25 protein-coding genes and 2 pseudogenes are annotated in these 22,222 nt (G+C 65.0%); 18 read left to right on the top strand and 9 right to left on the bottom strand.

The genetic code is table 11. The features are described from left to right. Nucleotide 1 precedes the first annotated feature (1 nt). Nucleotides 2-1,243, bottom strand: a complete 1,242-nt coding sequence (locus tag ACLP9N_RS33220; RefSeq protein ID WP_442411371.1) for a DUF7847 domain-containing protein — start codon at nucleotides 1,241-1,243, stop codon at nucleotides 2-4. Nucleotides 1,244-1,370: 127 nt separating this feature from the next. Between ACLP9N_RS33220 and ACLP9N_RS33215 the strand changes: the two genes are divergently transcribed. The 5 genes and pseudogenes from ACLP9N_RS33215 (at nucleotide 1,371) to ACLP9N_RS33195 (ending at nucleotide 4,566) form a co-directional block, all read left to right on the top strand. Beyond that, the gene (locus ACLP9N_RS33215) at nucleotides 1,371-1,835 is read left to right on the top strand and encodes a GatB/YqeY domain-containing protein (protein WP_442411370.1); all 465 of its coding nucleotides are present in this window, start codon (nucleotides 1,371-1,373) and stop codon (nucleotides 1,833-1,835) included. 137 nt (nucleotides 1,836-1,972) lie between these two features. Continuing rightward, nucleotides 1,973-2,959: an LLM class F420-dependent oxidoreductase gene (locus tag ACLP9N_RS33210; protein ID WP_442411369.1), complete on the top strand. Its 987-nt coding sequence runs from the start codon at nucleotides 1,973-1,975 to the stop codon at nucleotides 2,957-2,959. A gap of 40 nt (nucleotides 2,960-2,999) precedes the next feature. Continuing rightward, nucleotides 3,000-3,553 (top strand): annotated as a pseudogene (locus ACLP9N_RS33205) (type 1 glutamine amidotransferase domain-containing protein). 93 nt (nucleotides 3,554-3,646) lie between these two features. After that, complete coding sequence (locus ACLP9N_RS33200) at nucleotides 3,647-4,339, top strand: HemK2/MTQ2 family protein methyltransferase (RefSeq protein WP_442411368.1); 693 nt, start codon at nucleotides 3,647-3,649, stop codon at nucleotides 4,337-4,339. Continuing rightward, nucleotides 4,336-4,566: a CDGSH iron-sulfur domain-containing protein gene (locus ACLP9N_RS33195; RefSeq protein WP_442411367.1), complete on the top strand. Its 231-nt coding sequence runs from the start codon at nucleotides 4,336-4,338 to the stop codon at nucleotides 4,564-4,566. The genes ACLP9N_RS33200 and ACLP9N_RS33195 overlap by 4 nt, the downstream gene beginning before the upstream one ends. On the opposite strand, the gene ACLP9N_RS33190 is transcribed toward ACLP9N_RS33195, so the two are convergent. From ACLP9N_RS33190 to ACLP9N_RS33165, 6 genes are read right to left on the bottom strand one after another with little or no spacing between them, the layout of a single operon-like run. Next, the gene (locus ACLP9N_RS33190) at nucleotides 4,563-5,594 is read right to left on the bottom strand and encodes an iron-containing redox enzyme family protein (protein WP_442411366.1); all 1,032 of its coding nucleotides are present in this window, start codon (nucleotides 5,592-5,594) and stop codon (nucleotides 4,563-4,565) included. The genes ACLP9N_RS33195 and ACLP9N_RS33190 overlap by 4 nt on opposite strands. Nucleotides 5,595-5,624: 30 nt before the next feature. After that, nucleotides 5,625-7,859, bottom strand: coding sequence for a SpoIIE family protein phosphatase (locus ACLP9N_RS33185; RefSeq protein WP_442411365.1), 2,235 nt, complete (start codon nucleotides 7,857-7,859; stop codon nucleotides 5,625-5,627). Beyond that, complete coding sequence (locus tag ACLP9N_RS33180; protein WP_442411396.1) at nucleotides 7,856-8,485, bottom strand: SpoIIE family protein phosphatase; 630 nt, start codon at nucleotides 8,483-8,485, stop codon at nucleotides 7,856-7,858. Before ACLP9N_RS33180 ends, ACLP9N_RS33185 begins: the two co-directional genes overlap by 4 nt. Before the next feature lies 1 nt (nucleotide 8,486). After that, complete coding sequence (locus tag ACLP9N_RS33175; RefSeq protein ID WP_442411364.1) at nucleotides 8,487-8,897, bottom strand: anti-sigma regulatory factor; 411 nt, start codon at nucleotides 8,895-8,897, stop codon at nucleotides 8,487-8,489. Next, nucleotides 8,887-9,276 carry an STAS domain-containing protein gene (locus ACLP9N_RS33170; protein ID WP_442411363.1) on the bottom strand — a complete coding sequence of 130 codons (390 nt, stop codon included), beginning with the start codon at nucleotides 9,274-9,276 and terminating at the stop codon, nucleotides 8,887-8,889. The genes ACLP9N_RS33175 and ACLP9N_RS33170 overlap by 11 nt, the downstream gene beginning before the upstream one ends. Nucleotides 9,277-9,299: 23 nt before the next feature. Then, entirely contained in the window at nucleotides 9,300-10,199 is a 900-nt protein-coding gene (locus tag ACLP9N_RS33165) for an STAS domain-containing protein (protein ID WP_442411362.1), read from the bottom strand. A 185-nt stretch (nucleotides 10,200-10,384) separates the two neighbouring features. Here ACLP9N_RS33165 and ACLP9N_RS33160 point away from each other — a divergent pair, with 185 nt between their 5' ends. The 10 genes and pseudogenes from ACLP9N_RS33160 to ACLP9N_RS33115 all read left to right on the top strand — a co-directional run bounded on the left by ACLP9N_RS33160 (nucleotide 10,385) and on the right by ACLP9N_RS33115 (nucleotide 17,679). After that, nucleotides 10,385-10,753, top strand: a complete 369-nt coding sequence (locus tag ACLP9N_RS33160; protein WP_442411361.1) for an STAS domain-containing protein — start codon at nucleotides 10,385-10,387, stop codon at nucleotides 10,751-10,753. 201 nt (nucleotides 10,754-10,954) lie between these two features. Beyond that, nucleotides 10,955-11,443, top strand: coding sequence for a TetR/AcrR family transcriptional regulator (locus tag ACLP9N_RS33155; RefSeq protein WP_442411360.1), 489 nt, complete (start codon nucleotides 10,955-10,957; stop codon nucleotides 11,441-11,443). Nucleotides 11,444-11,482: 39 nt separating this feature from the next. Continuing rightward, a complete protein-coding gene (locus ACLP9N_RS33150; RefSeq protein ID WP_442411359.1) occupies nucleotides 11,483-12,022 on the top strand; it encodes a DUF6328 family protein in 540 nt (179 codons plus the stop codon). A gap of 117 nt (nucleotides 12,023-12,139) precedes the next feature. Continuing rightward, complete coding sequence (locus ACLP9N_RS33145; RefSeq protein WP_442411358.1) at nucleotides 12,140-12,394, top strand: hypothetical protein; 255 nt, start codon at nucleotides 12,140-12,142, stop codon at nucleotides 12,392-12,394. Nucleotides 12,395-12,542: 148 nt separating this feature from the next. Then, complete coding sequence (locus tag ACLP9N_RS33140) at nucleotides 12,543-12,842, top strand: DUF4193 domain-containing protein (RefSeq protein WP_442411357.1); 300 nt, start codon at nucleotides 12,543-12,545, stop codon at nucleotides 12,840-12,842. 123 nt (nucleotides 12,843-12,965) lie between these two features. Continuing rightward, the gene (locus tag ACLP9N_RS33135) at nucleotides 12,966-14,354 is read left to right on the top strand and encodes a cytochrome P450 (RefSeq protein WP_442411356.1); all 1,389 of its coding nucleotides are present in this window, start codon (nucleotides 12,966-12,968) and stop codon (nucleotides 14,352-14,354) included. Then, nucleotides 14,347-15,912, top strand: coding sequence for a flavin-containing monooxygenase (locus tag ACLP9N_RS33130; RefSeq protein ID WP_442411355.1), 1,566 nt, complete (start codon nucleotides 14,347-14,349; stop codon nucleotides 15,910-15,912). The genes ACLP9N_RS33135 and ACLP9N_RS33130 overlap by 8 nt, the downstream gene beginning before the upstream one ends. Next, nucleotides 15,900-16,613, top strand: coding sequence for a TetR/AcrR family transcriptional regulator (locus ACLP9N_RS33125; RefSeq protein ID WP_442411354.1), 714 nt, complete (start codon nucleotides 15,900-15,902; stop codon nucleotides 16,611-16,613). Before ACLP9N_RS33130 ends, ACLP9N_RS33125 begins: the two co-directional genes overlap by 13 nt. A 53-nt stretch (nucleotides 16,614-16,666) precedes the next feature. Next, nucleotides 16,667-17,163: pseudogene (locus ACLP9N_RS33120) on the top strand (serine/threonine-protein kinase); the annotation flags it as partial. A 237-nt stretch (nucleotides 17,164-17,400) separates the two neighbouring features. After that, nucleotides 17,401-17,679 carry a DUF732 domain-containing protein gene (locus ACLP9N_RS33115; RefSeq protein WP_442411353.1) on the top strand — a complete coding sequence of 93 codons (279 nt, stop codon included), beginning with the start codon at nucleotides 17,401-17,403 and terminating at the stop codon, nucleotides 17,677-17,679. 30 nt (nucleotides 17,680-17,709) lie between these two features. On the opposite strand, the gene ACLP9N_RS33110 is transcribed toward ACLP9N_RS33115, so the two are convergent. Beyond that, entirely contained in the window at nucleotides 17,710-17,838 is a 129-nt protein-coding gene (locus ACLP9N_RS33110) for a hypothetical protein (RefSeq protein WP_442411352.1), read from the bottom strand. Then, on the bottom strand, nucleotides 17,835-18,041 hold the full coding sequence (locus ACLP9N_RS33105) for a hypothetical protein (protein ID WP_442411351.1): 207 nt from the start codon (nucleotides 18,039-18,041) through the stop codon (nucleotides 17,835-17,837). The genes ACLP9N_RS33110 and ACLP9N_RS33105 overlap by 4 nt, the downstream gene beginning before the upstream one ends. Nucleotides 18,042-18,302: 261 nt before the next feature. On the opposite strand from ACLP9N_RS33105, the gene ACLP9N_RS33100 reads away from it, so the two are divergent. From ACLP9N_RS33100 to ACLP9N_RS33090, 3 genes are all read left to right on the top strand, one after another. Beyond that, nucleotides 18,303-20,957, top strand: a complete 2,655-nt coding sequence (locus ACLP9N_RS33100; RefSeq protein WP_442411350.1) for an ATP-binding protein — start codon at nucleotides 18,303-18,305, stop codon at nucleotides 20,955-20,957. Between the two features lie 108 nt (nucleotides 20,958-21,065). After that, a complete protein-coding gene (locus ACLP9N_RS33095) occupies nucleotides 21,066-21,278 on the top strand; it encodes a hypothetical protein (RefSeq protein ID WP_442411349.1) in 213 nt (70 codons plus the stop codon). A 117-nt stretch (nucleotides 21,279-21,395) separates the two neighbouring features. Then, complete coding sequence (locus ACLP9N_RS33090) at nucleotides 21,396-21,683, top strand: hypothetical protein (protein WP_442411348.1); 288 nt, start codon at nucleotides 21,396-21,398, stop codon at nucleotides 21,681-21,683. Nucleotides 21,684-22,222 lie beyond the last annotated feature (539 nt).

Raw genomic sequence — 22,222 nt, 5'->3', positions numbered from 1 at the left:
CTCATACCGGCCGCCTTAGCCAGAGGTGGTCGGTGGACTCGGTCGCGTAGGGGCCGCCGGCGGCGCCGGTCTGCAGCACCAGGTCGAATGCCTCGGCGCGCATTCGGCGGTCGGTATAGAGCAGCACGATGACTCCGGCGCTGAATGGCGCGGTGATGATTTGGCCGATCGCCGATCCGATGGACGCGATCGTGGTGCCGATGAGCATGGCACTGGTGGATGCCGCCCCGGCGAGCATGAGCTGGCCGCCGATGCTGAACGGCGCGGCGACCGCATCCGCCACGACGGTTGCCACGATAAACGTCAGCAGCCGGATGCCCAGCACCCGCCAGAAGCTGTTGCGGACCAGTGCAAAGGACCTGGTGATGGCTTCCATAACCGGCAGCCTCTCCAGTACTATCAGCACGGGCGCGAACAACACCACGGTGTACAGATAGGCCATCACCGCGAGCATCAGAAGCACCAGCGGGAATCCCAACAGGAACGCCGCTGCCGGGTTGCCGACGGCCGCGAACATGGCAACGATAACCACGACCAGCCCGACGAGCGCCGCCACCACGGCGGCTTCCAGCAATGCCAGGCCGAGCAGTGCGGGGATGCGCCCACGAATCTTGGTCCACGTTTCGCCGATGGTGATCGGCGACCCGAACACTGCCCGCCCGACGATCACGGTGAGCATTCCGGACAGCAGCATGCCGCCCAGCCAGGTGACGAGCAGGCCGGCGGCCAGGGACGTGATCAACGTGCCCATGGCCCCCCAGCTCGGCTCGTCGGGACGTTGCGTTGCGATCCGGCCGTAGGCGGCCAATGGCCCCAGCGTGGCGGCCAGCGAGATGATCTGCATGAGCACGACCACCATCGCGGTCAGACCCAGCGTCGCCTTCGGATTGGCCCGGATGTAACCAACCGCGCCGTTGAAGATGTCGCTCAACGTCAGGGGCCGCAGCGGGATGATCCCGGGTTTGACCGCCCAAGGGACCATTCCCGGGACGGGCGGTGGCGGGCCATACGGGGAGCCCGGCGGCGGGCCGTAACCGGGCGGCGGGCCGTAACCGGACGGCGGGCCGTAGCCAGGTGGTGGGCCGTAGCCAGGTGGCGGCCCATACCCTGGCGAGCCCGGCGGCCAACCGCCATAACCGGGTGGCGGACCGCCATAACCGGGTGGCGCGCTGTACCCCGGCGGCACGTACCCAGGGGACCCGGCTGGCGGGCCGACCGGGTAGCCAGGCGGAAGCGTGCTCACTCGGCGCAGCGGCCGTCGTCGTTGGTCATGGCGTCCATCCTGCCCATCCTGTCGGTGGTGGGGGCATTTTCACAATCTTGGCCGCAGGTGGCCGTTTCGAGTGCCCGTGGCGCGTAGCGTCTGGTCCATGGCAGAACTGAAAGCCCGGCTTCGGGCGGATCTGACCCAGGCGATGAAATCCCAGGACAAGCTGCGAACCGCGACCCTTCGCTTGGTCCTGGCGGCGATCCAGACCGAGGAAGTATCCGGCAAACAGGCCAGAGCCCTCTCCGACGACGAGGTGATCAAGGTGCTGGCCAGGGAATCCCGCAAACGCGGTGAGGCGGCCGAGATCTACACCCAAAACGGGCGGGGTGAGCTCGCCGCCAACGAGCACGCCGAGGCGCGGATCATCGACGAGTACCTGCCGACACCCCTCACCGAGGCGGAACTGGCCGACGTGGCCGACACCGCGATCGCCGAGGTGGCCGAGACGCTCGGGGAACGGCCCACCATGAAGCAGATGGGACTGGTGATGAAAGCGGCCACCGCGATCGCCGCGGGGAAGGCCGATGGCGCGCGCCTGTCCGCGGCGGTCAAAGACCGCCTGTAGCCGCCCGCAGCGGCCTGTAGCCGCCTGCAGCGGCCTGCAGCGGCCTGCAGCGGCCTGTAACGGCCTGTAACGGCCTGTAACGGCCCAAGCCCTGGCCGCGTCGTTTGCCCGCGGTGCGCCGGGGTATCCGTGCAGGTATGACCAACTTCGGCTATACCCTGATGACGGAGCAGAGCGGCCCGAAAGACCTTGTCCGGTATGCGGTTTCGGCTGAAGAGCACGGCTTCGACTTCGAGGTCTGCAGCGACCACTTCTCACCGTGGCTGACGTCGCAGGGGCATGCACCGAATGCGTGGGCGGTGTTGGGCGCGGTGGCGCAAGCGACCGATCATGTCGATCTGTACACGTATGTGACCTGCCCGACGATGAGGTATCACCCGGCGATCGTCGCGCAACAGGCGGCCACCGTCCAGATCCTTGCCGACGGACGGTTCACTCTGGGATTGGGCAGCGGTGAAAACCTCAACGAACACGTGGTCGGCAAGGGCTGGCCAGCCGTCGAGCGTCGGCAAGACATGCTGCGCGAAGCCATCAAGATCATCCGTGAGTTGTTCGGCGGCCGGCTGGTGAACTGGCGCGGCAACTACTTCCAGGTGGACTCCGCGCGGTTGTGGGACGTGCCCGAGGTGCCGGTCGGCATCGCCGTGGCGATGGGGGGCAAAAAGGCGATCGACAGATTCGCCAAACTCGCCGACCATCTGGTGGCAGTCGAGCCCAACGGAGAACTCGTCGACGCGTGGCACGCCGCTTGCCAAGCCACCAATGGCGCAGGAGCCCGACGGGTGGTCGGACAGATACCGGTGTGTTGGGACCCCGACCGCGACGCGGCCATCGAACGCGCCCACGACCAGTTCCGCTGGTTCGCCGGCGGCTGGAAGGTCAATGCCGACCTACCGACGCCGGCCGGGTTCGCCGGCGCGACGCAGTTTGTGCGCCGCGAAGACGTCGCCGAGAGCATTCCCTGCGGGCCGGACTTGGACGCGATCGTGGACGCTGTCCGGCCGTACTGGGAGGCCGGTTTCACCGATGTCGCGCTAGTCCAGATCGGCGGCGACGCACAGGAGTTGTTCCTCAAAGAAGCCGCCGAACCGTTGCTTCAGGAGTTACGCGCGGCCTCGAAGTGACAACGCGTTTGGCGGATGTTTGCTCGGGCATCCGATTGAGATGTCAAATCAATTGCAAGGCAAGAAAATCGCCATCCTGGCGGCGGACGGGGTGGAGAAGGTGGAACTCGAGCAACCGCGCGCAGCACTGGAGCAGGCAGGCGCGCAAGTCCAGCTGCTGTCACTGAAATCCGGTGAGATTCGGGCGGCAACCACGATCTGGAGCCGGCGGGCACATTCCCCGTCGATCGGGTGGTGCCGGATGCGTCCGTCGACGAGTTCGACGGGCTGGTATTGCCGGGCGGCACGGTGAATCCTGACAAACTGCGACTGGACAGTTCGGCGGTCGCATTCGTCGAGGACTTCGTCAGTTCGGGAAAGCCCGTCGCCGCAATATGCCACGGTCCCTGGACATTGGTGGAGGCCGGCATGGTGGCCGGGCGGACGCTGACCTCGTATCCGAGCATTCGCACCGACCTGCGCAACGCTGGCGCTCACGTTGTGGATCAGGAGGTCGTCATCGACGGCAATTTGATTTCAAGCAGGTCGCCGGATGACCTCCCGGCGTTCTGCTCGGCGGTGATAGAGCAATTGGCCCCCGTCGCTACGGGCTAGTCGCGAACACCATTCGGTTTAGACCAGTCGTTTACGGGCATTAGTCACGTGACGCCGTGATCGGCCGCGGCGAACTGACTGAAAGGCCTGCGCTTGACGACCACGTATCCCGCCCCGGTCGGTGCCTCGGCAGTCGCCGGGGTGTATCAGCCGCAACAAGATTCGCGACTGCTGGTGGAAACAATGCAACGAACCGCGATCGTTGCGGGACGTCGGGTGCTTGATTTGTGCACCGGGAGTGGTTATGTCGCGATCGCAGCTGCCGAATTGGGCTGCGCCAGCGTCACCGCCTTCGACATCTGCCCCAACGCCGTGCGATGCTCGCGCGACAATGCCCTTGACGCCGGGGTGAAAATCGACGTCCGGCAGGGTCCGTGGACAAGGGCTTTCGGCTGCGCTCCTTTCGAGGTCGTGGTGTCTAATCCGCCCTACGTGCCCACTCCGCCGGTTGACGACGGAGACGTCATCGCGTCGGATGCCGGCCCGTCTTGGGCGTGGAACGCCGGTCCCGATGGAAGGCTGGTGCTGGACCCACTGTGTGAATCGGCATCAAACTTGTTATGCAAGCACGGGTCCCTGCTGTTGGTACAGTCGGCGTTTGCCGGTGTGCAACAAACGCTGGATTCGTTACGGGGGAGTGGTTTGGACGCTGACGTGGTTGCGTCCCAGTGGATTCCATTCGGCCCGGTGCTGTCGGCGCGAGCGAAGTGGTTGGAGGACACCGGTCGTGTACGGCGAGGCTGCCGGGAGGAGGAGCTGGTGGTGATCCGGGCGGACAAGCCATGACCGTCACGCGGGTACAGGTGGTACCCAAGGGCCCCGTGCTGATATCCGGCCCGGTCCGGATCGAAGTCCCCGGCGGCCGTGTCGTGGAATCCGACCGGTTCATGGTGGCGATCTGCACCTGCGCGCGCAGCAAGGAGTATCCGTTGTGCGACACCAGCCACCGACGGTGCCGGTCCATCTCAGCGGATCAGCGCGGCGCTCAGGCCGGTGCTCAGGCCGGCTCTTAGGCGAGCGGTCGCCGCAACGACGACTGCCCCAGCCTCCATGACGCCATCATGTTGTCCGCCAGGCGTTTTTCCACGACGGCATGGGCACGTATCCCGAACACGACGTCGCGGTCGAGGTTCGGTTCGCGGGCAACCAGATCCCCGACCACGTCGTGGCGCACCACCTGTTCGTGCACCGCGTCGGCCTCGACATGTTCGCTGTAGAACGCGATGCAGGCCGGTGGTGCGTCCAGTCGCTGCAGGGCCTGGACCATCCGTCGGGAGCCCGGCGGCGAGGTGATTTCCGTCGCGGCGAAATGTCCGATCGCGGCGCCGCGCAGCCAGCGGTGCAAGCCGAACAGCGACATCAGGTTCACCACGGTCAGCGATTCGGCGGGGACGGCGTCGAGGTAACCCAGATACGTCGAGTCCAGTTCGGCCGCGGTCAATAGATCGGCGAAGAGCTGCTGGTGCAGTCGCGGGCCCTGCCCGGCGCCGTATTCGTCGAATTCGATCGCCACGAAGGCGGCCTTGGCAGTACCCGTCAGGCGCGGAATCGCCCAGGCGTGTGGGTCGCCTTCCTTGAGGTGGTAGAGCGATCTGTGCGCGAAGTACTCACGCGTCTGCTGCCAGCTTCCGGTATCGCGTAAATAGTACGAAGGACCGGTTCCGTCGATGGGCTCGACAGAGATCGCCTCCATGTCGATCGCCGCGGTGTGGTCGGGTTCGATCGGCCCGACGTCGCGGCTTACCCCCGCCAAAAAGGCGTGCTCGAGTTCGGCGCGTAGGTGCAGCAGTGCGGGGTTCCACTCCCAGGTCGCGTCCACGCCCGCGAATCCTCGGTAATGCAGCTCATAACACATGAATAAGGCGAGCTGCAGATCAAGACCGTAGGGATCCGAATCACGCACCGACGCGGTGATACGTGCGAGTTGGTTGCGTGACGCGGGTCCGGTCAGGGTGCGACGGACGGCCATCGACAGGGGTCCGTGTGCCGACGGCAGGGCGGGCTCGATGCTGAGCGATGCGCGGGTCACGCGGGTGGGCATACCCGTTCAGGGCGCGCGCAAACGCTCTGGTCAGCGATTGACCGCTTCGGCGGCTGCCGGCAGCTGAAAGCTGATTTCGATCGTTGTTCCGGCTGCGGTGCAGTGCAGTTCGACCGAGTTGCTGATGGCCCTGATCAGCGGCAGGCCCCGCCCGCCGTTGCGGGGTTGGGCGGCCGGTGTTTTCCACGAGCCGCAATCGCCGACCCGCGCGTGGACTTCGCCTTCGACGGCGTCGACCTCGATCAGCATTGTCCCGACGCTGTGACCGCGGTATGCATGCTCGACACTGTTGGTGCACGCCTCGCTGATGACGAGCACGATGTCGGCGGCCAGCTCATCGGGGACGTCGGCAGCCCGTAGCCAGCCGGCCAGCCGACGCCGGATACCGGCCAAATTGTCAGCGCTGGCTTCGCTTTCGATCCGAAGCGGCACCAGCTGGTGCCGGTAGATCACCATCGCGACATCGTCGTCATATCCCGCTGTGGGAGCCAACTCACCAAGCATCGCATCCGCCACCGCGTCCAGCGGCAAACTCATTGTGTCTACCAAAACATCTGCCGCACGGGCGATTCCGTCGTCGATCGACTCGTGCTTGCGCTCGACCAAGCCGTCGGTGAACAACATCAGCGTCGAGCCGGGCGGTAGTACCTGGGAGACTTGCGGGCGAGGTCCGTCGCGGCGCACCGCGAGCGGCACTGATCGTGCATCGGTCAACATGGTCGTCCCAGGCCCGGCCGCGGCGAGTACTGCGGGCATGTGCCCGGCGTTGCTGTACTGCAGGACGCCGGATTCGGTGTCCAGGATCGCCAGGAACACAGTGGTGCAGTACGCGTCTGGAATGAGCGATGCCGCCGCGTCGAGTTGCTCGAGCAACACCGCCGGCTCGGCACCGGTGAGCAACAGTGCGCGTGCCGAGCTGCGCAGCTGACCCATGATCGCGGCGGCCGGCAAACCACGGCCGACGCAGTCGCCGACGACGATGCCGATGCGGTGATCGCCGACGGGCAGCACGTCATACCAGTCACCGCCGATCTCCAATGGCGGGACCGCGGGTTCGTAGCGGACCGCAAATCCCGCAGGCGGCTGCAGCGGTGGCAACATCGCCCGCTGCAATGTCAGCGACGTTTCGCGCGCACTCTCGAACTGACGGACGTGCCGCATGGCCAGACTGAGGTGGCCGATGAGCACCGTCACCAGCAGCCGATCCTCGCCGCTGACCCACCGAGGCACGCCAAGCTCCAACCACAACGCGATGTCTCCCGCACCCGACAGCACCGTGACCAATCCCTTTGCCTTACCCGGAGATCCGGGCCCGTCGACCGTCTTGACCGTCAGCGGCAGCTGGTGTCGTGCGAACTCGAATATCATGCGCAACCACGGATCCAGTTCGCGCCAAGTCGATTCGTGTGGCTCGCCCGCGATCTGGACGGTCGGTTCGCCCTGGGAATGCTCGCCAGGCGGCCACATGACCGCGACTACACGCTGCACGTCGACCGCCGACCGGCATTCGTTGAGCGTGATCGACAGCACCTCGGCCACGCTCTTGGCCACCCCCACGGCCGTGGCCAGCCGAAGCACCGCGCTTTCCCGGGCCGCAAATGCCCGTTCCGCGGTGATGTCTCGAATGGTTCCGACGTAGACATCTTCGTCGGTTGCGGTTCCCCGGACGGCGTTGATGCTCACCGTCACCCATGCAAGATGGCCGTCTTTACGGCGAATGGGTGTCTCGTAATCGGCACGGCCGTGGCTGCGGACCCGGGCTTGCTGTTGAGCGGCCGTGTTCGTGTCGACCAGCCACGGGTGCGGCCATCGATACGGCAAACCCTCTGGGGGATAGCCGAGGATCTCGGCGAAGGCGTTGTTCATGTCGACCACCGCGCCGTCGTGGTCGGCGACAAAGAACCCCTCTTGTAAGGAATTCACCAGGGCGGTGCGGAACTTGTCGCGATCGGCCAGATCCTCGGCGCGGGCCCGCTGTTCGGCATAGCGCCTGGTGCCGTCCAGGAAGCCCCGGGTTGCGACATCGAGCGGGGCCAGCGTCTGCAACAGGAATTCCAATGCGACCGGCGCGTCGACCCGGACGTCCTGCGAGAGTTCGAGAATCAGCCGGACGTGGTGCTCGACGATGTCGAGCATGCTTATCCGTTCCTGCAGGGCGCGGCGGCCGAGTTCATGGCCGACGGACAGGCTGTCCTCGTCGCGGGCGCCCAGGTACGTCCGCAGCGCGGCGAGGTAGTGGGCGCGGTAGTCGTCGGTTTCGGTCATGTCGAGACCCCCCGGTGACGTGCGGCGAGCACCATGGCGTCGTCGGATTCTTTCGCGTGTTTAGCCAAGATCTGTTCGGCAATGGCCGTGGCGGGGGCGGCGAAGTCGATATGGTCCAAGTGATCTTCGGCGATTCCGTCGCTGGCAATGATGAGCAGATCGCCGGTGCGTATCGGAACCACTTGCGCCGGAAAGATTTCCGGTATCCGGTAGCCGACGATGCCGGCGGCCAGGCGTGCTGAAGAACGGACCTTGACACCCGTGGCCGCCTTGGCGACCAGGTTTGCCGTGACATTGCCCACCCCGGTCCAGTGCAGCTGGCCGGCCTGGAAATCGACCTGCGCCAGGGTCATCGCAGCTCCTCTGGTCCCCTCCAGCACGCGGTGACAGAGCTGGACCAAGACTTCAACCCGTTCGCCGCGGGCGTTCCTGAGCGCTTCCACCGCGGCGATTGCCGCGTTCGCGGCAGACGGGCCGTGACCAAGGCCGTCCACTACGCCGAACAGGGCACCCTGACCCTCGATGTCGACCGCGATCGACTGATCGCCACAGACATACTCGCCGGGACGTGGACGTCCCGCCGTCGCCCATTCGATCGGCCCCCATCGGCCTCCCGATCCAAACAAGTCACGCACGAGCCGGAACCCATTTCCACATCTCGATGACCGTTCCGCGCCCAAGTGCGGATTCCACGATCAACCGGTCCATCAGGCGGCGCGCACCGGGCAAGCCGAGACCTAGCCCGCGTCCGGTCGAATATCCGTCTTCCATCGCCCGCTCGATGTCAGCGATGCCGGGGCCCTCGTCCTCGGCGCGTATTACCAGCGCTTTGCGGCCCTCCCGGTCGGCCACCTCCACCCGAACCGCGCCATGGCCGGCATAGCTGGTGATATTGCGTGCGACTTCCGAGATCGCCGTGGCGATCATCGTGACGTCGGTCAGGGAAAATCCAAGATGGAGTGCTAGCTGGTGCCCGGCTTTGCGGGCGTCCACGATGTCGTCGGGGTTGTTGATCGCGACGACGATCTCACCCGCCACCGTCGCGCCCGATCGTCGATTTGCCCAGTCCCAGTTTGCGATTCAGCAGCGCTATCCCTTCCTCGAGGTCTAGCGCGGTGTTCATGTCGTCGAACGCCAGGCCCAACTGCACCATCGCAAAAGCCACCTCTGGCTGCAGGCCCACGATCACCGTGACGGCGCCGCGCAGCCGGGTCATATGCGCAATCGTGCGCAGCGATCGGGCAGCGAAGGAATCCATCACGTCGATGGCGGTGACGTCGACGACGATCCCCTGCGCACGGAACCGGCTGACTCGCTCCATGAGGTCGTACCGCAGCCGCTCGGTGTCGGAGTCGGTGAGCGCGGCTTGCACCGTGGCGATCAGAATCGCGCCCTGTTTCAGGATTGGTACTGGCATTAGCCTGGTTGCGTTAGTTGTGCTTAGCCGGGCTGCTCGCCGGTGCGCGTGACCTCGTAACCGAGCAGGCGCTCGGCTTCTTCGATGCCACCCTGCAGGTCGCCGACGGCATTCATCTTCGACAGGTCCAGTCCGATCGTGACCAGCGTCAGGGCGATTTCGGAGGACAGACCGGTGATGATCACGCTCGCACCCATCAACCCCGACGCGTCGACGGTCTGCACCAGGTGGTTTGCCACCGTGGAGTCGATGGTGGGCACACCGGTGATGTCGATGACCACGACCTTCGCGCGGTTCGCCCGGATGGCGCGCAGCAGCTGTTCGGTGACCTGGCGGGCGCGCTGACTGTCGAGCACCCCGATGATCGGCAAAATCAGCAGCTGCTCGCGCACCTGCAGCACCGGCGTCGACAGCTCGCGGATCGCCTCCTGCTGCTGGCGGATGATGCGCTCGCGTTCCTGGACGAAGCTGACGCCCACGGTGTTGGCGATGCGGTTGGCGGCCGGCTCGTATGCGTCCAGAACCCGGTTGAGCATGTCGAACTCGGTCTGGTACTTCTCGAACAGCGAGCGCGCCAGCACGTCGCGCAGCAGCAGCACGATGCCAAGCACCTCATCGGTCTCCACGCCCCGCGGAATGATGCGTTCGGACAGGTCGCGCGCATAGTCCTGCAGCGCCTCGACGCTACCGGTCTCGAGCACCTCCACGTAGTTGTCATAGACGGCAGTCGCCTCGGAGAAGATCTCCTCGGGCGTCATTGCCGTGAGCAGTTCGGCCGCCGTGATGCGGCGAGCCCACTCTTCGCGCAGCACCGTTCGATTTCGCCGCAGGTGTTGGACCAACTGTGGCAGCAGGCCCTCGCTGGAAATGCCGGCTGTCTGTGACGTCGCGCTGGTGTTGGAGTCTGTCGGAGAATCTGACATGTGGCCTCCCAAGGCCTTCCAAGTGCACCTAAGTGTGTACAGCGCTCCGCAGGGTGCAGGTCCTATGGGGAGACTATCCTGGCGGCGGCGCGCGCCGTGTTGAGGGCTTCTCCTTCTCGCAGTTGGTCGGGCGGGTTAGGCTTGCACCACACTTAAGGACTTGAGCCACGGACGAAGGATCGCCATTGTCAGCTCCCGATTCGATCACCACGTTGGTTGCGGACCACGATGGGGTCGCCGTGGTCAGTGTCAGCGGCGAAATCGACCTGGTTACCGCTCCTGCCTTGGAACAAGCCATCGGCGCAGTAGTGGCTGAAGGCCCGACCGCGCTGGTCATCGACCTGTCCGGGGTGGAGTTTCTCGGCTCGGTGGGACTCAAGATTCTGGCGGCGACGTACGAGAAACTCGGTGATTCCGCTGAGTTCGGGGTGGTGGCGCGGGGCCCGGCGACTCGAAGGCCGATTCACCTGACGGGCCTGGACAAGACCTTCCCGCTCTATCCGACCCTGGACGACGCCCTGACCGGCGTGCGTGACGGCAAGCTGAATCGCTAGCGCGATTCACCGGGTTCTTTGCATCAGCGCGAGTCCTGCCAAAAGCTCAGGGAGTCTGGGAAGTCAGAACACCCTGAGCCGGCGAACGATATCCAGGGTTGATCGGTCCCCTTCGGCCTGTACCCCCAAGGCTTCCCACGCGAGGCGCTGGTCGCGGCCGCCCGGCCGCTTTTTGCCGCGCACGGCTTCGCCGATGTCGCATTGGAGACGATCGTGCGCGCGGCGGGCGTCACCAGAGGCGCGCTGTATCACCACTTCACCGACAAGACCGAGCTCTTCGCGGCGGTCTTCGAACAGGTGGAGGCCGAAGTAGCCCTGCGCATGGGCGAGGCGATCGTGGCCGCCAACCAGACGGACCCCGTCGAAGTCATGCGTCTGGGAGCGGACTTCTGGCTTGATGTCTGCTCCGACCCGGAGGTCCAGCGGATCGTCCTGGTGGACGCCCCGGCGGTGTTGGGCTGGACGCGGTGGACCGAGATCGGGAACCGCTACAACATCGGGACGGTGCGGGACCTGCTCAAGAGCACCATCGAGGCCTCCCGTATCCCGCCGCAGCCCGTCGAGGCGACGACGTTAACGCTGCTGGGGGCGATGCGTGAGGCGACCCTCTACGTGGCGCGGGCCCGAGGACCACGCGCACGCACGCCGGGAAGCCGGCGTCGACATGGAGCGGTTCATCCGTGCGCTTAGCGCCACCTGAACAGACTGGGCCGTGCGATGATCACGGCCATGGATGTCGATCATCCTGAAGACGATCAGCGGTGGGACCGAAGCGAGCGCGGCGAAACCGAAATCGAACGGTTGGACCGCAACTGGAACAGCCTGCTGCAGGAACTGCGGGTAGTCCAGACCGGAGTGCAGCTACTCACCGGGTTCCTCTTGACGCTGCCGTTTCAGCAGCGATTCGACGTGCTCAGCGGGCACATGTGGGTGGTCTATCTGGCGACAGTCGGCTGTTCGGTGAGCGCGACGGTGCTGCTGATCGCTCCGGTGGCCACCCACCGCTTGCTGTTCCGACGGCACCGGCTGCAGGTGCTGGTGTCGGCGGCACACCGATGCGCCTACGCCGGGCTGGCGCTGCTCGGTGCCGCGCTGACCGGGATGACGGTCATCGTTTTCGCGGCGGTGTCCGGGCGCACCGCGGGCGTGGTCGCCGGGGTGTGCGGGGTAGCGCTTTTCACCGTGTTCTGGCTGGTGATGCCGCTTTTGCTGCGCGACGCGAGTTCTAGCCACGGGCACGAGCGGAGCTCGCCAATTTGGCGCTTGTAGAAATAGTATCTATAGAATACTGATGCTCTATATCAGGGGTGGCGGCACCTTGGCTGCCGGCAGGATCTCTGCCATGCGAATGGCGTTGCCCTGCAACCTATCTCGTTGGGAGTGACGATGGCTTACACCGAAAACGGCCCCGTTGAGCGTCCCACCGTCCTCGGCCTGGTTGCCGCCGTGGTCTGGCTGGTCGGCCTGGTGGTGGGCGTGTCTGCGCCGGTGGTCGGGCATCCGGTGGTGGCGGCCGTGTCGGTGGTTTTGGCCCTGGTCGCGCCCTGGTTGGGGCTGGCGTGGAATCTGCATGCCCGGCTCCGGGCCGACGATGTCCAACTGCCCTTTGCTGGCGGCGGGGTCCCGCTTACCGTTGGCTGACCCGCGCTCGGTCGGGTTTCGTTGATTGTCTCGTCTGCAATTTCTTTGTTTCCTCGGGTGTGGATTGCACCTCGATGGGGTACCGCCTGACCTACGGGTGACTACAGGGAAGTCGGTCGACCCGCCCCTGCGTAGGAAAGGAACACCCATGTCGACCGTTAGCGACTACGACGCACGCCGCGTGTCCGACGTCGAGAATATGGACAGGTCTGGTCTCCGCGAGCTGGCGCCCGCTCTGCCCAAGTCGTCCGGGATAATCGTCGACGACGACGCGAGCGATGCGTTTTTCGAGTTGCCCGACGCAGATCTGTCGGGTGAAGAACTGTTGGTGACGGTGATTCCCGCGCGCGCCGACGAGTTCACCTGCTCGAGCTGCCATCTGGTGCAGCACCGCAGCCGGTTACGCACCGCCGGCGGTGCACCACCGATCTGCGCGGACTGCGTCTAGTTCCCGAACTAGCCCTCATCCACGGAGCGGTCGTGGCGCGAACTGCTCCGACTCCGGTGTCTTGACCGATGTGCGCACGCATGCTCTCCTATAACTAGAAACGGGCCATTTCTGGTTCGTGGGATGGGGGTCCTCAGCGTGCCAGCATCGGCACTTCGCCGGAAGGTTGCGCCGGATGGGTTGCGCCCTCCGCCGGGTCTGCCCGCCCCCCGCATCCTTCGTCCGGCCTTCGCCGCAGCGTATGCGGTTGCCTACCTCGTGGGTGGCGAGCGCCGGATGCTGCGATTGATACGTCGATACGGGCCGATCATGACGATGCCCATCCTCAGCCTGGGCGACGTTGCGATCGTGTCCGGCCCGGAGCTGGTGAAGCAGGTTTTCACTGCCCCGACCGACGTGTTACTCGGGGGAGAGGGCGTGGGTCCCGCGGCGGCGATTTACGGGTCCGGATCGATGTTTGTGCAGGAGGAGCCCGAGCACCTACGACGACGCAAGCTCTTGACGCCTCCGCTGCACGGCGATGCGCTGAGCAGTTACGTGCCGATCATCGAGGCCTCTACCCGCGCGGCGATGCGCGGCTGGCCCGTTGACCGTCCGTTCGAGATGTTGCAGGCGGCACGCTCGCTGATGCTGGACGTGATCGTCAAGGTCATCTTCGGAGCCGACGATCCCGACGAGGTCCGGCGGCTGGGCCGGCCATTCGAGCGCCTGTTAAACCTTGGTGTTTCAGAGCAATTGACCATTCGTTACGCGCTGCGCCATTTCGGCACCTTGCGGGTATGGCCTGCGCGGGCCCAGGCCAACAGGGAGATCGACGACGTCGTCATGCCGCTGATCGCTCAACGGCGACACGATCCACTCTTGGCCGAGCAGGCCGACATTCTGGCGTTGCTCGTGTGTGCCCGCGGGGACGACGGAGAACAGTTGTCGGACAGCGAGATCCGTGATGACCTGATCACCCTGATGCTGGCGGGCCATGAGACCACCGCGACCACGTTGGCGTGGGTTTTCGATCTGCTTTTGCACCACCCCGATGCACTGCGACGCGTGCAAGCCGAAGCCATCAGTGGTGATGAAGCCTTCACGACGGCGGTGATCAACGAGACGTTGCGGGTGCGTCCGCCCGCGCCCCTTACCTCCCGCGTCGTCGCCCGAACTTTTGAAATCGGTGGCTACCGCGTCGATGCCGGCACACGAATCGTCGTTCATATCATCGCCATCAACCGCAACGCCGACACCTATGAACACCCGCACGAATTCCGTCCCGAGCGATTCCTCGACACCCGACCCCAAACCTACGCTTGGATTCCCTTCGGCGGCGGCGTCAAACGGTGTCTGGGCGCGAGCTTTTCCATGCGGGAGTTGATCACCGTCATGCACGTGCTACTGCGCGAGGGCGAGTTCAGCGCCGTCGACGAAAAGCCGGAGAAGATCGTGCGGCGCTCGATCATGCTCGCGCCCCGCTGCGGCACCAGAGTGCGGTTCCGTCCAAGCGCAGGCGAAAATGCCTGACACACAGACACACCCGGACTTCGAGGTCGCCATCATCGGGGCCGGGCCGGGCGGCATCGCGGCTGCCGTCAAGGTTGCGGCGGCCGGCATCGACGACTTCGTGATCATCGAACGCGCTGACGATATCGGCGGAAGCTGGCACGAGAACCACTACCCAGGACTGAGCGTCGACATCCCGGCAATCGCCTACCAGTATTCGTTCGCCCGTAACCCAAATTGGAGCCGCGTCTTTCCGCGCGGTGCGGAAGTCAAGCGCTACCACGTGGACGTGGCCAAACGGTTCGCCCTTTACCGCCGGGTACTGTTCAACACCGACATCGTGTGTGAACAGTGGGATGACGCGGCCGCCTTGTGGGTGCTGCACACGCAGACAGGCGAATTCATCACGGCGCGGTTCTTGATCAGCGCCGTCGGCGCGTTCATCCGGCCCAAAGCCGATCCCGGAATCCCCGGATGGGAAGCATTCGAAGGCAAGATCCAGCGGCCGGCAAGTTGGGACCATGATTATGAACTGGGCGGCAAGCGGGTCGCGGTGATCGGTACCGGCGCAAGCGCCGTGCAAATCATCCCGGCCATCGCCCCCGAGGTGGCGTCGTTGACGGTCTTCCAGCGCACGCCGGTGTGGGCGCTGCCCAAACCCGACTACCGCATCTCAAAGTCCTTGCAGCGCATGCTGGCTATTCGTGGTGTCCAGCCTGCTCTGCACGGCGTCGCTTTGAGCGTCGTCGATCTCGTGCTCCGCGCCGTCAGCGGATTGCCGCAACCAGTCATCCGTCCCGTCCTGTCCGGCTTCGACCAGACCACCATCGCGGCCTACCGTCGCTACCTCAACCGGGTCGTCTCCGACCCCCATACCGTTGCCGCGCTTGCGCCGAATTTCGGTGTCGCGGCGAAGCGGCCAACGTTGTCAAACCACTACCTACAGGTCTACAACCGGCCCAACGTCGAACTCGTCACCACACCGATCAGCGAGATCACTCCACACGGGATTCGCACTCGCGACGGTCGTGACCACGGCTTCGACGCGATCGTCCTGGCCACCGGCTACGAGGTCTTCTCCGACCCCGAAACATACCGGCCCGGAGCGATTCTGGGCCGCGACAACTTCGACCTGGCTGATTATTACCGCCAGCACGGATTGCAGGCCTACCAAAGTGTGGCCGTGCCCGGACTGCCCAACCGATGGACCCTTGTCGGCCCGTACTCGTGGACCGGAAGCGGGTGGCACGCATTCGTCGAAATGACCGCCGATCACGCGGTTCGTGCGATCAGCGAGGCTCGCCGCCGTCGGGCGACCCGCGTGGAGGTCCGGCAAGCGGTTCACCACGCGTACCACGACCTGATCGTGAAGCGCTCTCGCGCACTGCGGTACTACTTCAACGATCTCAACGGCCACGTTCCGACGTATTACCGCAATTCGCAAGGAGATAGCACCTACGTCCGCCCGACGGGCTTCTTCGCGGCCAGTCGTGCCAATCGCCAATTCCCATTCGACGACTATCAATACGAGCAGGCGCGCGACGACGCGTCGTTAGCGGTGCAACGGTGGCCGAGGTAGCAGAAACCAAGCCGGAAACCGCCACCGCGGTCTTTCGACTGCTCGCGGGTGGCTCCCCAGAACCGCTGCCGCGCCACCGCCATGGCCTGTCGCGCGATGACATCCGAGAAGTCCAGCGGGTTCGAATCACAGCTGCGGCAATCGAACTCTTCGCCGCCGACGGGTACGCGGCGACCTCCGTTTTGACCATCGCCAAACGCGCCGGCGTATCGAGCAAGACCTTCTACCAGCTGTACGCGAGCAAGGAGGATCTGTTCCTCGACGCCTACCAGGCGGTGGGGGTGGTCGTCAGAGAGTCGGGGCTCAACGTGCCGAACGGCGGAGCGCCGCGCATCGAACCGGGTGAAATCGCCGACTACGCCGCGAGACTCCTGGCGGTGATCGCCGCGGCGCCCGCTGCTGCCCGCGTGTTCTTTCTCGAGGCGGTCGGTGCGGGGCGGCGGGTGCGCATCCACCGCAACGAAGCCATCCGCGAATTCGTCGATGCCATAGCGCCCGCCATGTGCGACCTGCGCAGCCGAACTGATCCCGCAATGCCGCCGCTCACCGACGAAATGTGTTACCTGGTCGTGGCCGCCGGTACCGAGTTGATCATCGAATACCTGGCTGACCACGAACCAACGACGCTGCCCCACCTGGCACCCCGGATCGCGGAGTTGGTCAGGGTGGTCGTCATCCCTAACTACCAGCCGGGCGAGTGAGGAAAAGGGTATCCAAAGTTATCGTTTCGGTGAAGCACCCCGGGGAGGCTTGCGTGGACGGAACCCAATTCGGACGCTACCGATTGGTGGAATTGCTGGGCCGCGGCAGCATGGGCGACGTGTGGCGGGCCTTCGACACCGCCATCGACCGGGTGGTGGCTCTGAAGGTGCTGCCAGCGAATTGCACTGGTGACGAGGTCTTCCAGACGCGGTTTCGGCAGGAGGTCCGCGCTGCGGCCGGGCTCGACGAGCCGCATATCGTCCCGATCCATGATTTCGGCGAGATCGACGGACGGCTGTATGTCACGATGCGGCTGATCAAGGCCGCGATCTGCACCAGCTCCTCGGCGCGGGACCGCTGCCGCCGGCCCGCGCGGTTGGGATCATTGAGCAGATCGCCTCGGCGCTGCATGCCGCCCACCAAATCGGACTGGTGCATCGCGACGTCAAGCCGTCGAACATCTTGGTGACCGACGACGACTTCGCGTATCTCATCGACTTCGGCATCGCGGCCAATGGCACCTGGGCCTACCTGGCCCCGGAGCGATTCCAGCAGGGGTGGGTCTGGCCAAGGTAAACGGAACCTGGCTCATCAACCGGTTTGATCCGTTATGACCGGACGAGAAGAGCTAAAGCTCTTGCCGTCCATCGGAATCGCCAGTGCAGCCGTGTCGCGTCCTACCCGGTAGGCTCCAGCCGACCGCATGGCTGTAGTTGGTGAGCCTTGCCAAGCAATTCAGAGTCGGGGTCCGCAATGAAGGTGCTTCTATCTATCGCGGCGGTCCTGGTGAGCGCCACGGCCCTCGCCGCGACCGCGCACGCAGATCCGAACGACGCGCAGTTCCTCAAAAACATCCGCGACAATATGGGCAGACAGATCACCGACTCCCAGGCGCTCATAGCCTCGGCGCACGAAATTTGCTCGGAGTTGCAGCAGGGCAAGTCCGCGGACGATGTCATAAAGGGCGTCCGGCTCGGCAACCAGGATTGGGACTACAACGAAGCGGGCTACTTCGTCAGCGCAAGCGTCGAGGCCTACTGCCCGGACAAGATTGCCAGCGAATGAGCCGGACGCTTGGCCTGGTTCCGGGGGTCATCAATCAAATTTGTTGGAGTATTGCGGGCAGTAAGCCCCCGTCGCTATACCCAGGATCTTGGCGATAGAGGTGTCGGCTAACTGCGGAAGCCCCGATTTCGCATCGGCGAAGGTTTGGTCGAACGTCATTCCTCTAGACCAGTCCGTACAAACCGCATGCCCGATTGGACCATCGTTTGGTCCGAGCCGCTGGGCCACGTGATCCCCTTGTCCTTGAGCGCTTGCAGGTAACCGTCATCCGTCGAGTCGGCATTCGCGATCGGGGTGGTGATGACTGCGATAGCGCCCAGAACGGCAGCGAGCGGGCCGGTGAATCGTCCGGTGTTCTTCATTCGTTGACTCCTCGGTCTCGGCTACGTTCGTGCGGCCCCCTGACGCTGACGCGGCGGCAGTTAGATTATCTCGTTTCTGCTGGCTGGCACGTTGAAACCCGATTGGTCACTCGGTGCGTAGGGGTCACCAGTCTTAATGCTGGTCGGGGTGAGCTATCCGCGGACTAACTGCGGACGGGCTTGGTGGATCCCATGATCTGATGTCGGGGTCGTCCTGTGATGTTCGGGGCGGAATAGGGTTCGTTGTGACATTCTGCTGAGGTGCCCGCTCCTTCGGGTGTTGTGACGTTCGTGTTCACCGACGTTGAGGGTTCGACCCGTCGGTGGGAGGCCGATGCGGAGGGCATGCGGGTGGCGCTGGCCGCCCATGACGAGGTGTTGCGTGCGGCGATCGAGGAGCACGGGGGCTGGTTGTTCAAGCACACCGGTGACGGGGTGTGTGCCGCGTTCGCCTCGCCCAAGTCGGCGGTTGATGCTGCGGTGGCCGCGCAGCGGGCGCTGGAGTTGCCGGTGCGGATGGGAATCGCGACGGGCGAAGCCGAGTTGCGGGGGGCGGACTACTTCGGTGCGGTGCTCAACCGTGCCGCGCGGGTGATGGCCGCCGGGCATGGCGGGCAGATCCTGTTGGCCGAGTCGACGGCGGGTCTGCTGACCGGAGTTGATCTGGTGGATTTGGGGCCGCGGCGGTTGCGGGATCTGCCCACCGCGGTCGGGGTATTTCAGGTCCGAGCGGCGGGCCTGCAGGCGGACTTTCCGCCGTTGCGGGCGCTGGATGCGAGTCCGGGGAACCTGCGGCCTGCGACCACGAGCTTCATCGGGCGCGAGTCCGAGGTCGCCGAGCTGCAGGCCGCGCTGAAGGCGCATCGGTTGGTCACGCTGACCGGGGTAGGTGGGGTCGGCAAGACCCGCCTGGCCACCGAAGTCGCGGCGCGGCTCGCCGATGAATTCCCCGACGGGGTCTGGTTTTTCGACTTAGCCGCAGTCGCCGATCCGGCGGCGGTGCCCGACGCGGTGGCCGCGGTGCTGGGCATCATCCAACAGCCCGGGAAGAGCGTGGCGGACAGTGTCGCGGCCGCGTTGGAGGGCCGAGTCCGCCTGCTGGTGTTCGACAACTGCGAACACGTGGTCGACAACGTCGCGGATCTGGTCGAGGCGATTCTCGTCGCCTCGGCGACCGTCACGATTCTCGCGACCAGCCGCGAAGGATTGGGGGTCAGCGACGAACAGTTATGGCGTGTCCCCTCGCTCGACGTCAACGCCGGAACCGAATCGGCCGCCGTGAACCTTTTCCTCGACCGCGCCCACAGTGTCGTGTCGGACTTCTCGCTGGCCCAGCACGGCGAGGCGGACGCTGTCGTGGAAATCTGCCGCAGACTCGACGGCATCCCGTTGGCCATCGAGTTGGCGGCCTCGCGGATGGCGGCGATGACTGCGGGCGAGGTGCGTGATCGTCTCGATCAGCGGTTCCGGCTGCTGGTCGGCTCCCGGCGCGGCCTGTCACGCCACCAAACACTGCGCCACGCCGTGGCGTGGTCCTACGACCACCTCGAAGACGCGGAAAAACGGTTGCTGGAGCGGTGTTCGGTGTTCGCGGGGGGATTTGACCTCGAAAGTGCCTGCGCCGTCATGGGTTCCGAGGATGACTTCGCCACCCTGGATCTGCTCGACGCCCTGGTGCGCAAGTCGCTGCTAGTCGCTGACCGGTCCTCGGGGCGGACCCGGTTTTCGATGCTGGAGACGATCCGCCAGTTCGCCGAAGAACAGCTCGTCGCCAGTGGTGAGGCTGACTCGGCCCGTGCAGCGCACGCCCGCTACTTCGCGGAGCGCGAAGCAGACATGCTTGCGCTCTGGGACAGCCCCCGGCAGCGCGAGGCGTACACCTGGTTCTCCACGGAGCTGCCCAACCTGCGCACCGCCTTCCGGTGGGCCGCCGACCGGGGCGACCTCGACGATGCCGCCGCCATCGCCACCTACGCGGGGTTGCTCGGCTATCTGGTCGAAAATCCCGAGCCGATAGCCTGGGCCGAGGAGCTCATCGAGCCCGCCCGCGCCGTCGACCATCCCCGGCTCGCGACCCTGTACGTGATCGCGGCGCTGTGCTGGGCCGGGGGACGGATCGAGGAGGCTGTCGGCTATAGCGACGCCGGCCAGACGGTGATCGGCACTGGCCGCGACGAGGTGCCATTCGGTATCGAGGGCGCGCTCGGCATCACGCACACGGCCACCGGCCAGCCCGGACGGGCCGTCGAGTGGTGTCGCGCCCAGCTCGCACGCGGCCGAGACACCCATACACTCACCCGGATGTGCCTGGTCGTCGCACTGACGATCGCCGGGGCCGGTGAGGAGGCGCGGGCCGCCGCGAACGGACTGATCGAAGCCGCCGAGGCCACCCACAACCCCTTTGCGCTCTCGTCCGCGCTTCACGCCTACGGCAGGGCTTACCGCGATGCTGATCCCGTCCGCGCGCTGGAAGCCCTGCGCCGGGGCCTGGTGATCGCCCAAGACAGCGGCAACCGCTTGGTCGAATCCAACCTGGCGATCGTTTTGTCTCGGCTTGAGGCCGAACACGGCGACCCGCTGGCGGCGCTCGATCACATCACTCTGGCCATCCGCAACTGCTACGACTCTGGCAACGTCGCAGTTATCCGTTCCGCCCTGGCAACTCTCGCGGTGTTCCTCGACCGCCTCGGACGCTTCGAACCGGCAGCCACCATCGCCGGTTTCGCATTCAGTCCCCTCACCGCGTCGGGATTCCCCCAAATCACCACCGCCATCACCCACCTCCGCGATGTGCTCGGCGAGGCGACCTACGAATCGCTCGCCCGCGAGGGCGAGGCGATGACCACCGCCGCCATGGTGACCTTCGCATACGACCAAATCGACCAGGTCCGAACAGAACTCGAACACTCTGGTTGAGTTGCGCGAGTCGCGTGTCCAACGCGAGAGCGGCGCAGCATGTTCTCAATCGCCTTCAGCAGTCTGTTCGGCCAAGACGCGCTAAACCTCCGGTGCTAACGTGCGCCTATGGACGCGGCTCACGTCGACGACGAATCGGGTGCGTCGCAGCAACTGATCCGCTATGAACTTTTTCCGCTTCCGCAAGGCTATTCAGGGAACTTCTGGACTAAAGCGCCGCCGGATCCGCCGCCCCTGGTCCTTGAGATGGGAACAAAAGACGCGATCCAGGTGCTCGATCCCAAGACGAATGCGCTCATCGCCTCGACTTCGCTTGCGTAGGTGACGGCGACACCAGCTCAGCACAGACGCGGAGGTGGGGAGTACCCGTCACACACTGACCCCCTTCTGATCGTGGCCGTTCCGGGTATGCAACCCCTGAGGATTAGGCCCAGCCCGATGAAGTATGCGATGGAGTATCGGGAGGGCAGTTATCGGTATAGCTGGCGCGACATCGACGGTGGCGCCGAGCATCCCGCATATGCGGACCAACCCGCATATGTAGTCACGGAAGCGGATTGGCTTGCGCTCGTTGAGAAATTCGGCTTGAGCCGCCGCATTGTCGACGACTATGCGTCCGGGAACATAGCGCGACGAAACCAACGCGCCATGATCAGAGCTTTGGCGTGGTTTGCATTGTTTCTCCTTCTCCTTTCGCTGTCGGCATACCTGAAATATGGGAGGTAATGCAGGCCGTCAGGAGGATGCTGCCCGCCAGGTGCGTCGCCTACCGCCCGCCCAAAGGTGGCGTGCTGCGCCTCTCCCGCTTCCGTCCCTTAGTGTTGGGTCCTGCCTTTGACCGGCTGATGGCTTCTGGCGCGGAGTTCCCCGAGGTAACGCGACACGACCTGCGTCATACGGCCGCTTCGCTCGCCATCAGTGGAGGCGCTAACCCAAAGGCTGTTTAGACAATCTCAACGTGGGTGGTTTACCCACGCCGGCACCCGCATCCTGCTCATCGTCCAAGACCTCAACATCAGAATCATCAACGCCGCCACCGGCCAACTCATCCGCCAGCTAACCCTGGACCCCACGAGCGACTACCAACCCCGCACAGCACCCAACACACCCCAACAAAACACCCGAACCCTAAAACAGATGAACTACCCCGGGTTTAGTTCCTAGTCGGTTGCGAGGGCCGGGGTTGGCTGACTCGCGGGTTGTGAGGTGCCGGTGAGGGCGGCCTCGTACTCGGCTGGTGGGACGTAGCCGAGGGCTTCGTGCAG

It is taken from the genome of Mycobacterium sp. (genome assembly GCF_052144515.1).
Lineage (GTDB): Bacteria > Actinomycetota > Actinomycetes > Mycobacteriales > Mycobacteriaceae > Mycobacterium.
This window is presented reverse-complemented; position numbering and strand designations above follow the sequence as displayed.

What these genes read in the sequence shown, in the direction of transcription:
- ACLP9N_RS33105 (WP_442411351.1), bottom strand. Translation starts at nt 18,041, where the DNA reads ATGAAGAACACCGGACGATTCACCGGCCCGCTCGCTGCCGTTCTGGGC.
- ACLP9N_RS33140 (WP_442411357.1), top strand. Translation starts at nt 12,543, where the DNA reads ATGTCGACCGTTAGCGACTACGACGCACGCCGCGTGTCCGACGTCGAG.
- ACLP9N_RS33215 (WP_442411370.1), top strand. Translation starts at nt 1,371, where the DNA reads ATGGCAGAACTGAAAGCCCGGCTTCGGGCGGATCTGACCCAGGCGATG.
- ACLP9N_RS33170 (WP_442411363.1), bottom strand. Translation starts at nt 9,276, where the DNA reads ATGCCAGTACCAATCCTGAAACAGGGCGCGATTCTGATCGCCACGGTG.
- ACLP9N_RS33195 (WP_442411367.1), top strand. Translation starts at nt 4,336, where the DNA reads ATGACCGTCACGCGGGTACAGGTGGTACCCAAGGGCCCCGTGCTGATA.
- ACLP9N_RS33210 (WP_442411369.1), top strand. Translation starts at nt 1,973, where the DNA reads ATGACCAACTTCGGCTATACCCTGATGACGGAGCAGAGCGGCCCGAAA.
- ACLP9N_RS33095 (WP_442411349.1), top strand. Translation starts at nt 21,066, where the DNA reads ATGGACGCGGCTCACGTCGACGACGAATCGGGTGCGTCGCAGCAACTG.
- ACLP9N_RS33130 (WP_442411355.1), top strand. Translation starts at nt 14,347, where the DNA reads ATGCCTGACACACAGACACACCCGGACTTCGAGGTCGCCATCATCGGG.
- ACLP9N_RS33110 (WP_442411352.1), bottom strand. Translation starts at nt 17,838, where the DNA reads ATGACGTTCGACCAAACCTTCGCCGATGCGAAATCGGGGCTTCCGCAG.
- ACLP9N_RS33090 (WP_442411348.1), top strand. Translation starts at nt 21,396, where the DNA reads ATGAAGTATGCGATGGAGTATCGGGAGGGCAGTTATCGGTATAGCTGG.
- ACLP9N_RS33135 (WP_442411356.1), top strand. Translation starts at nt 12,966, where the DNA reads ATGGGGGTCCTCAGCGTGCCAGCATCGGCACTTCGCCGGAAGGTTGCG.
- ACLP9N_RS33150 (WP_442411359.1), top strand. Translation starts at nt 11,483, where the DNA reads ATGGATGTCGATCATCCTGAAGACGATCAGCGGTGGGACCGAAGCGAG.
- ACLP9N_RS33165 (WP_442411362.1), bottom strand. Translation starts at nt 10,199, where the DNA reads ATGTCAGATTCTCCGACAGACTCCAACACCAGCGCGACGTCACAGACA.
- ACLP9N_RS33145 (WP_442411358.1), top strand. Translation starts at nt 12,140, where the DNA reads ATGGCTTACACCGAAAACGGCCCCGTTGAGCGTCCCACCGTCCTCGGC.
- ACLP9N_RS33185 (WP_442411365.1), bottom strand. Translation starts at nt 7,859, where the DNA reads ATGACCGAAACCGACGACTACCGCGCCCACTACCTCGCCGCGCTGCGG.
- ACLP9N_RS33190 (WP_442411366.1), bottom strand. Translation starts at nt 5,594, where the DNA reads ATGCCCACCCGCGTGACCCGCGCATCGCTCAGCATCGAGCCCGCCCTG.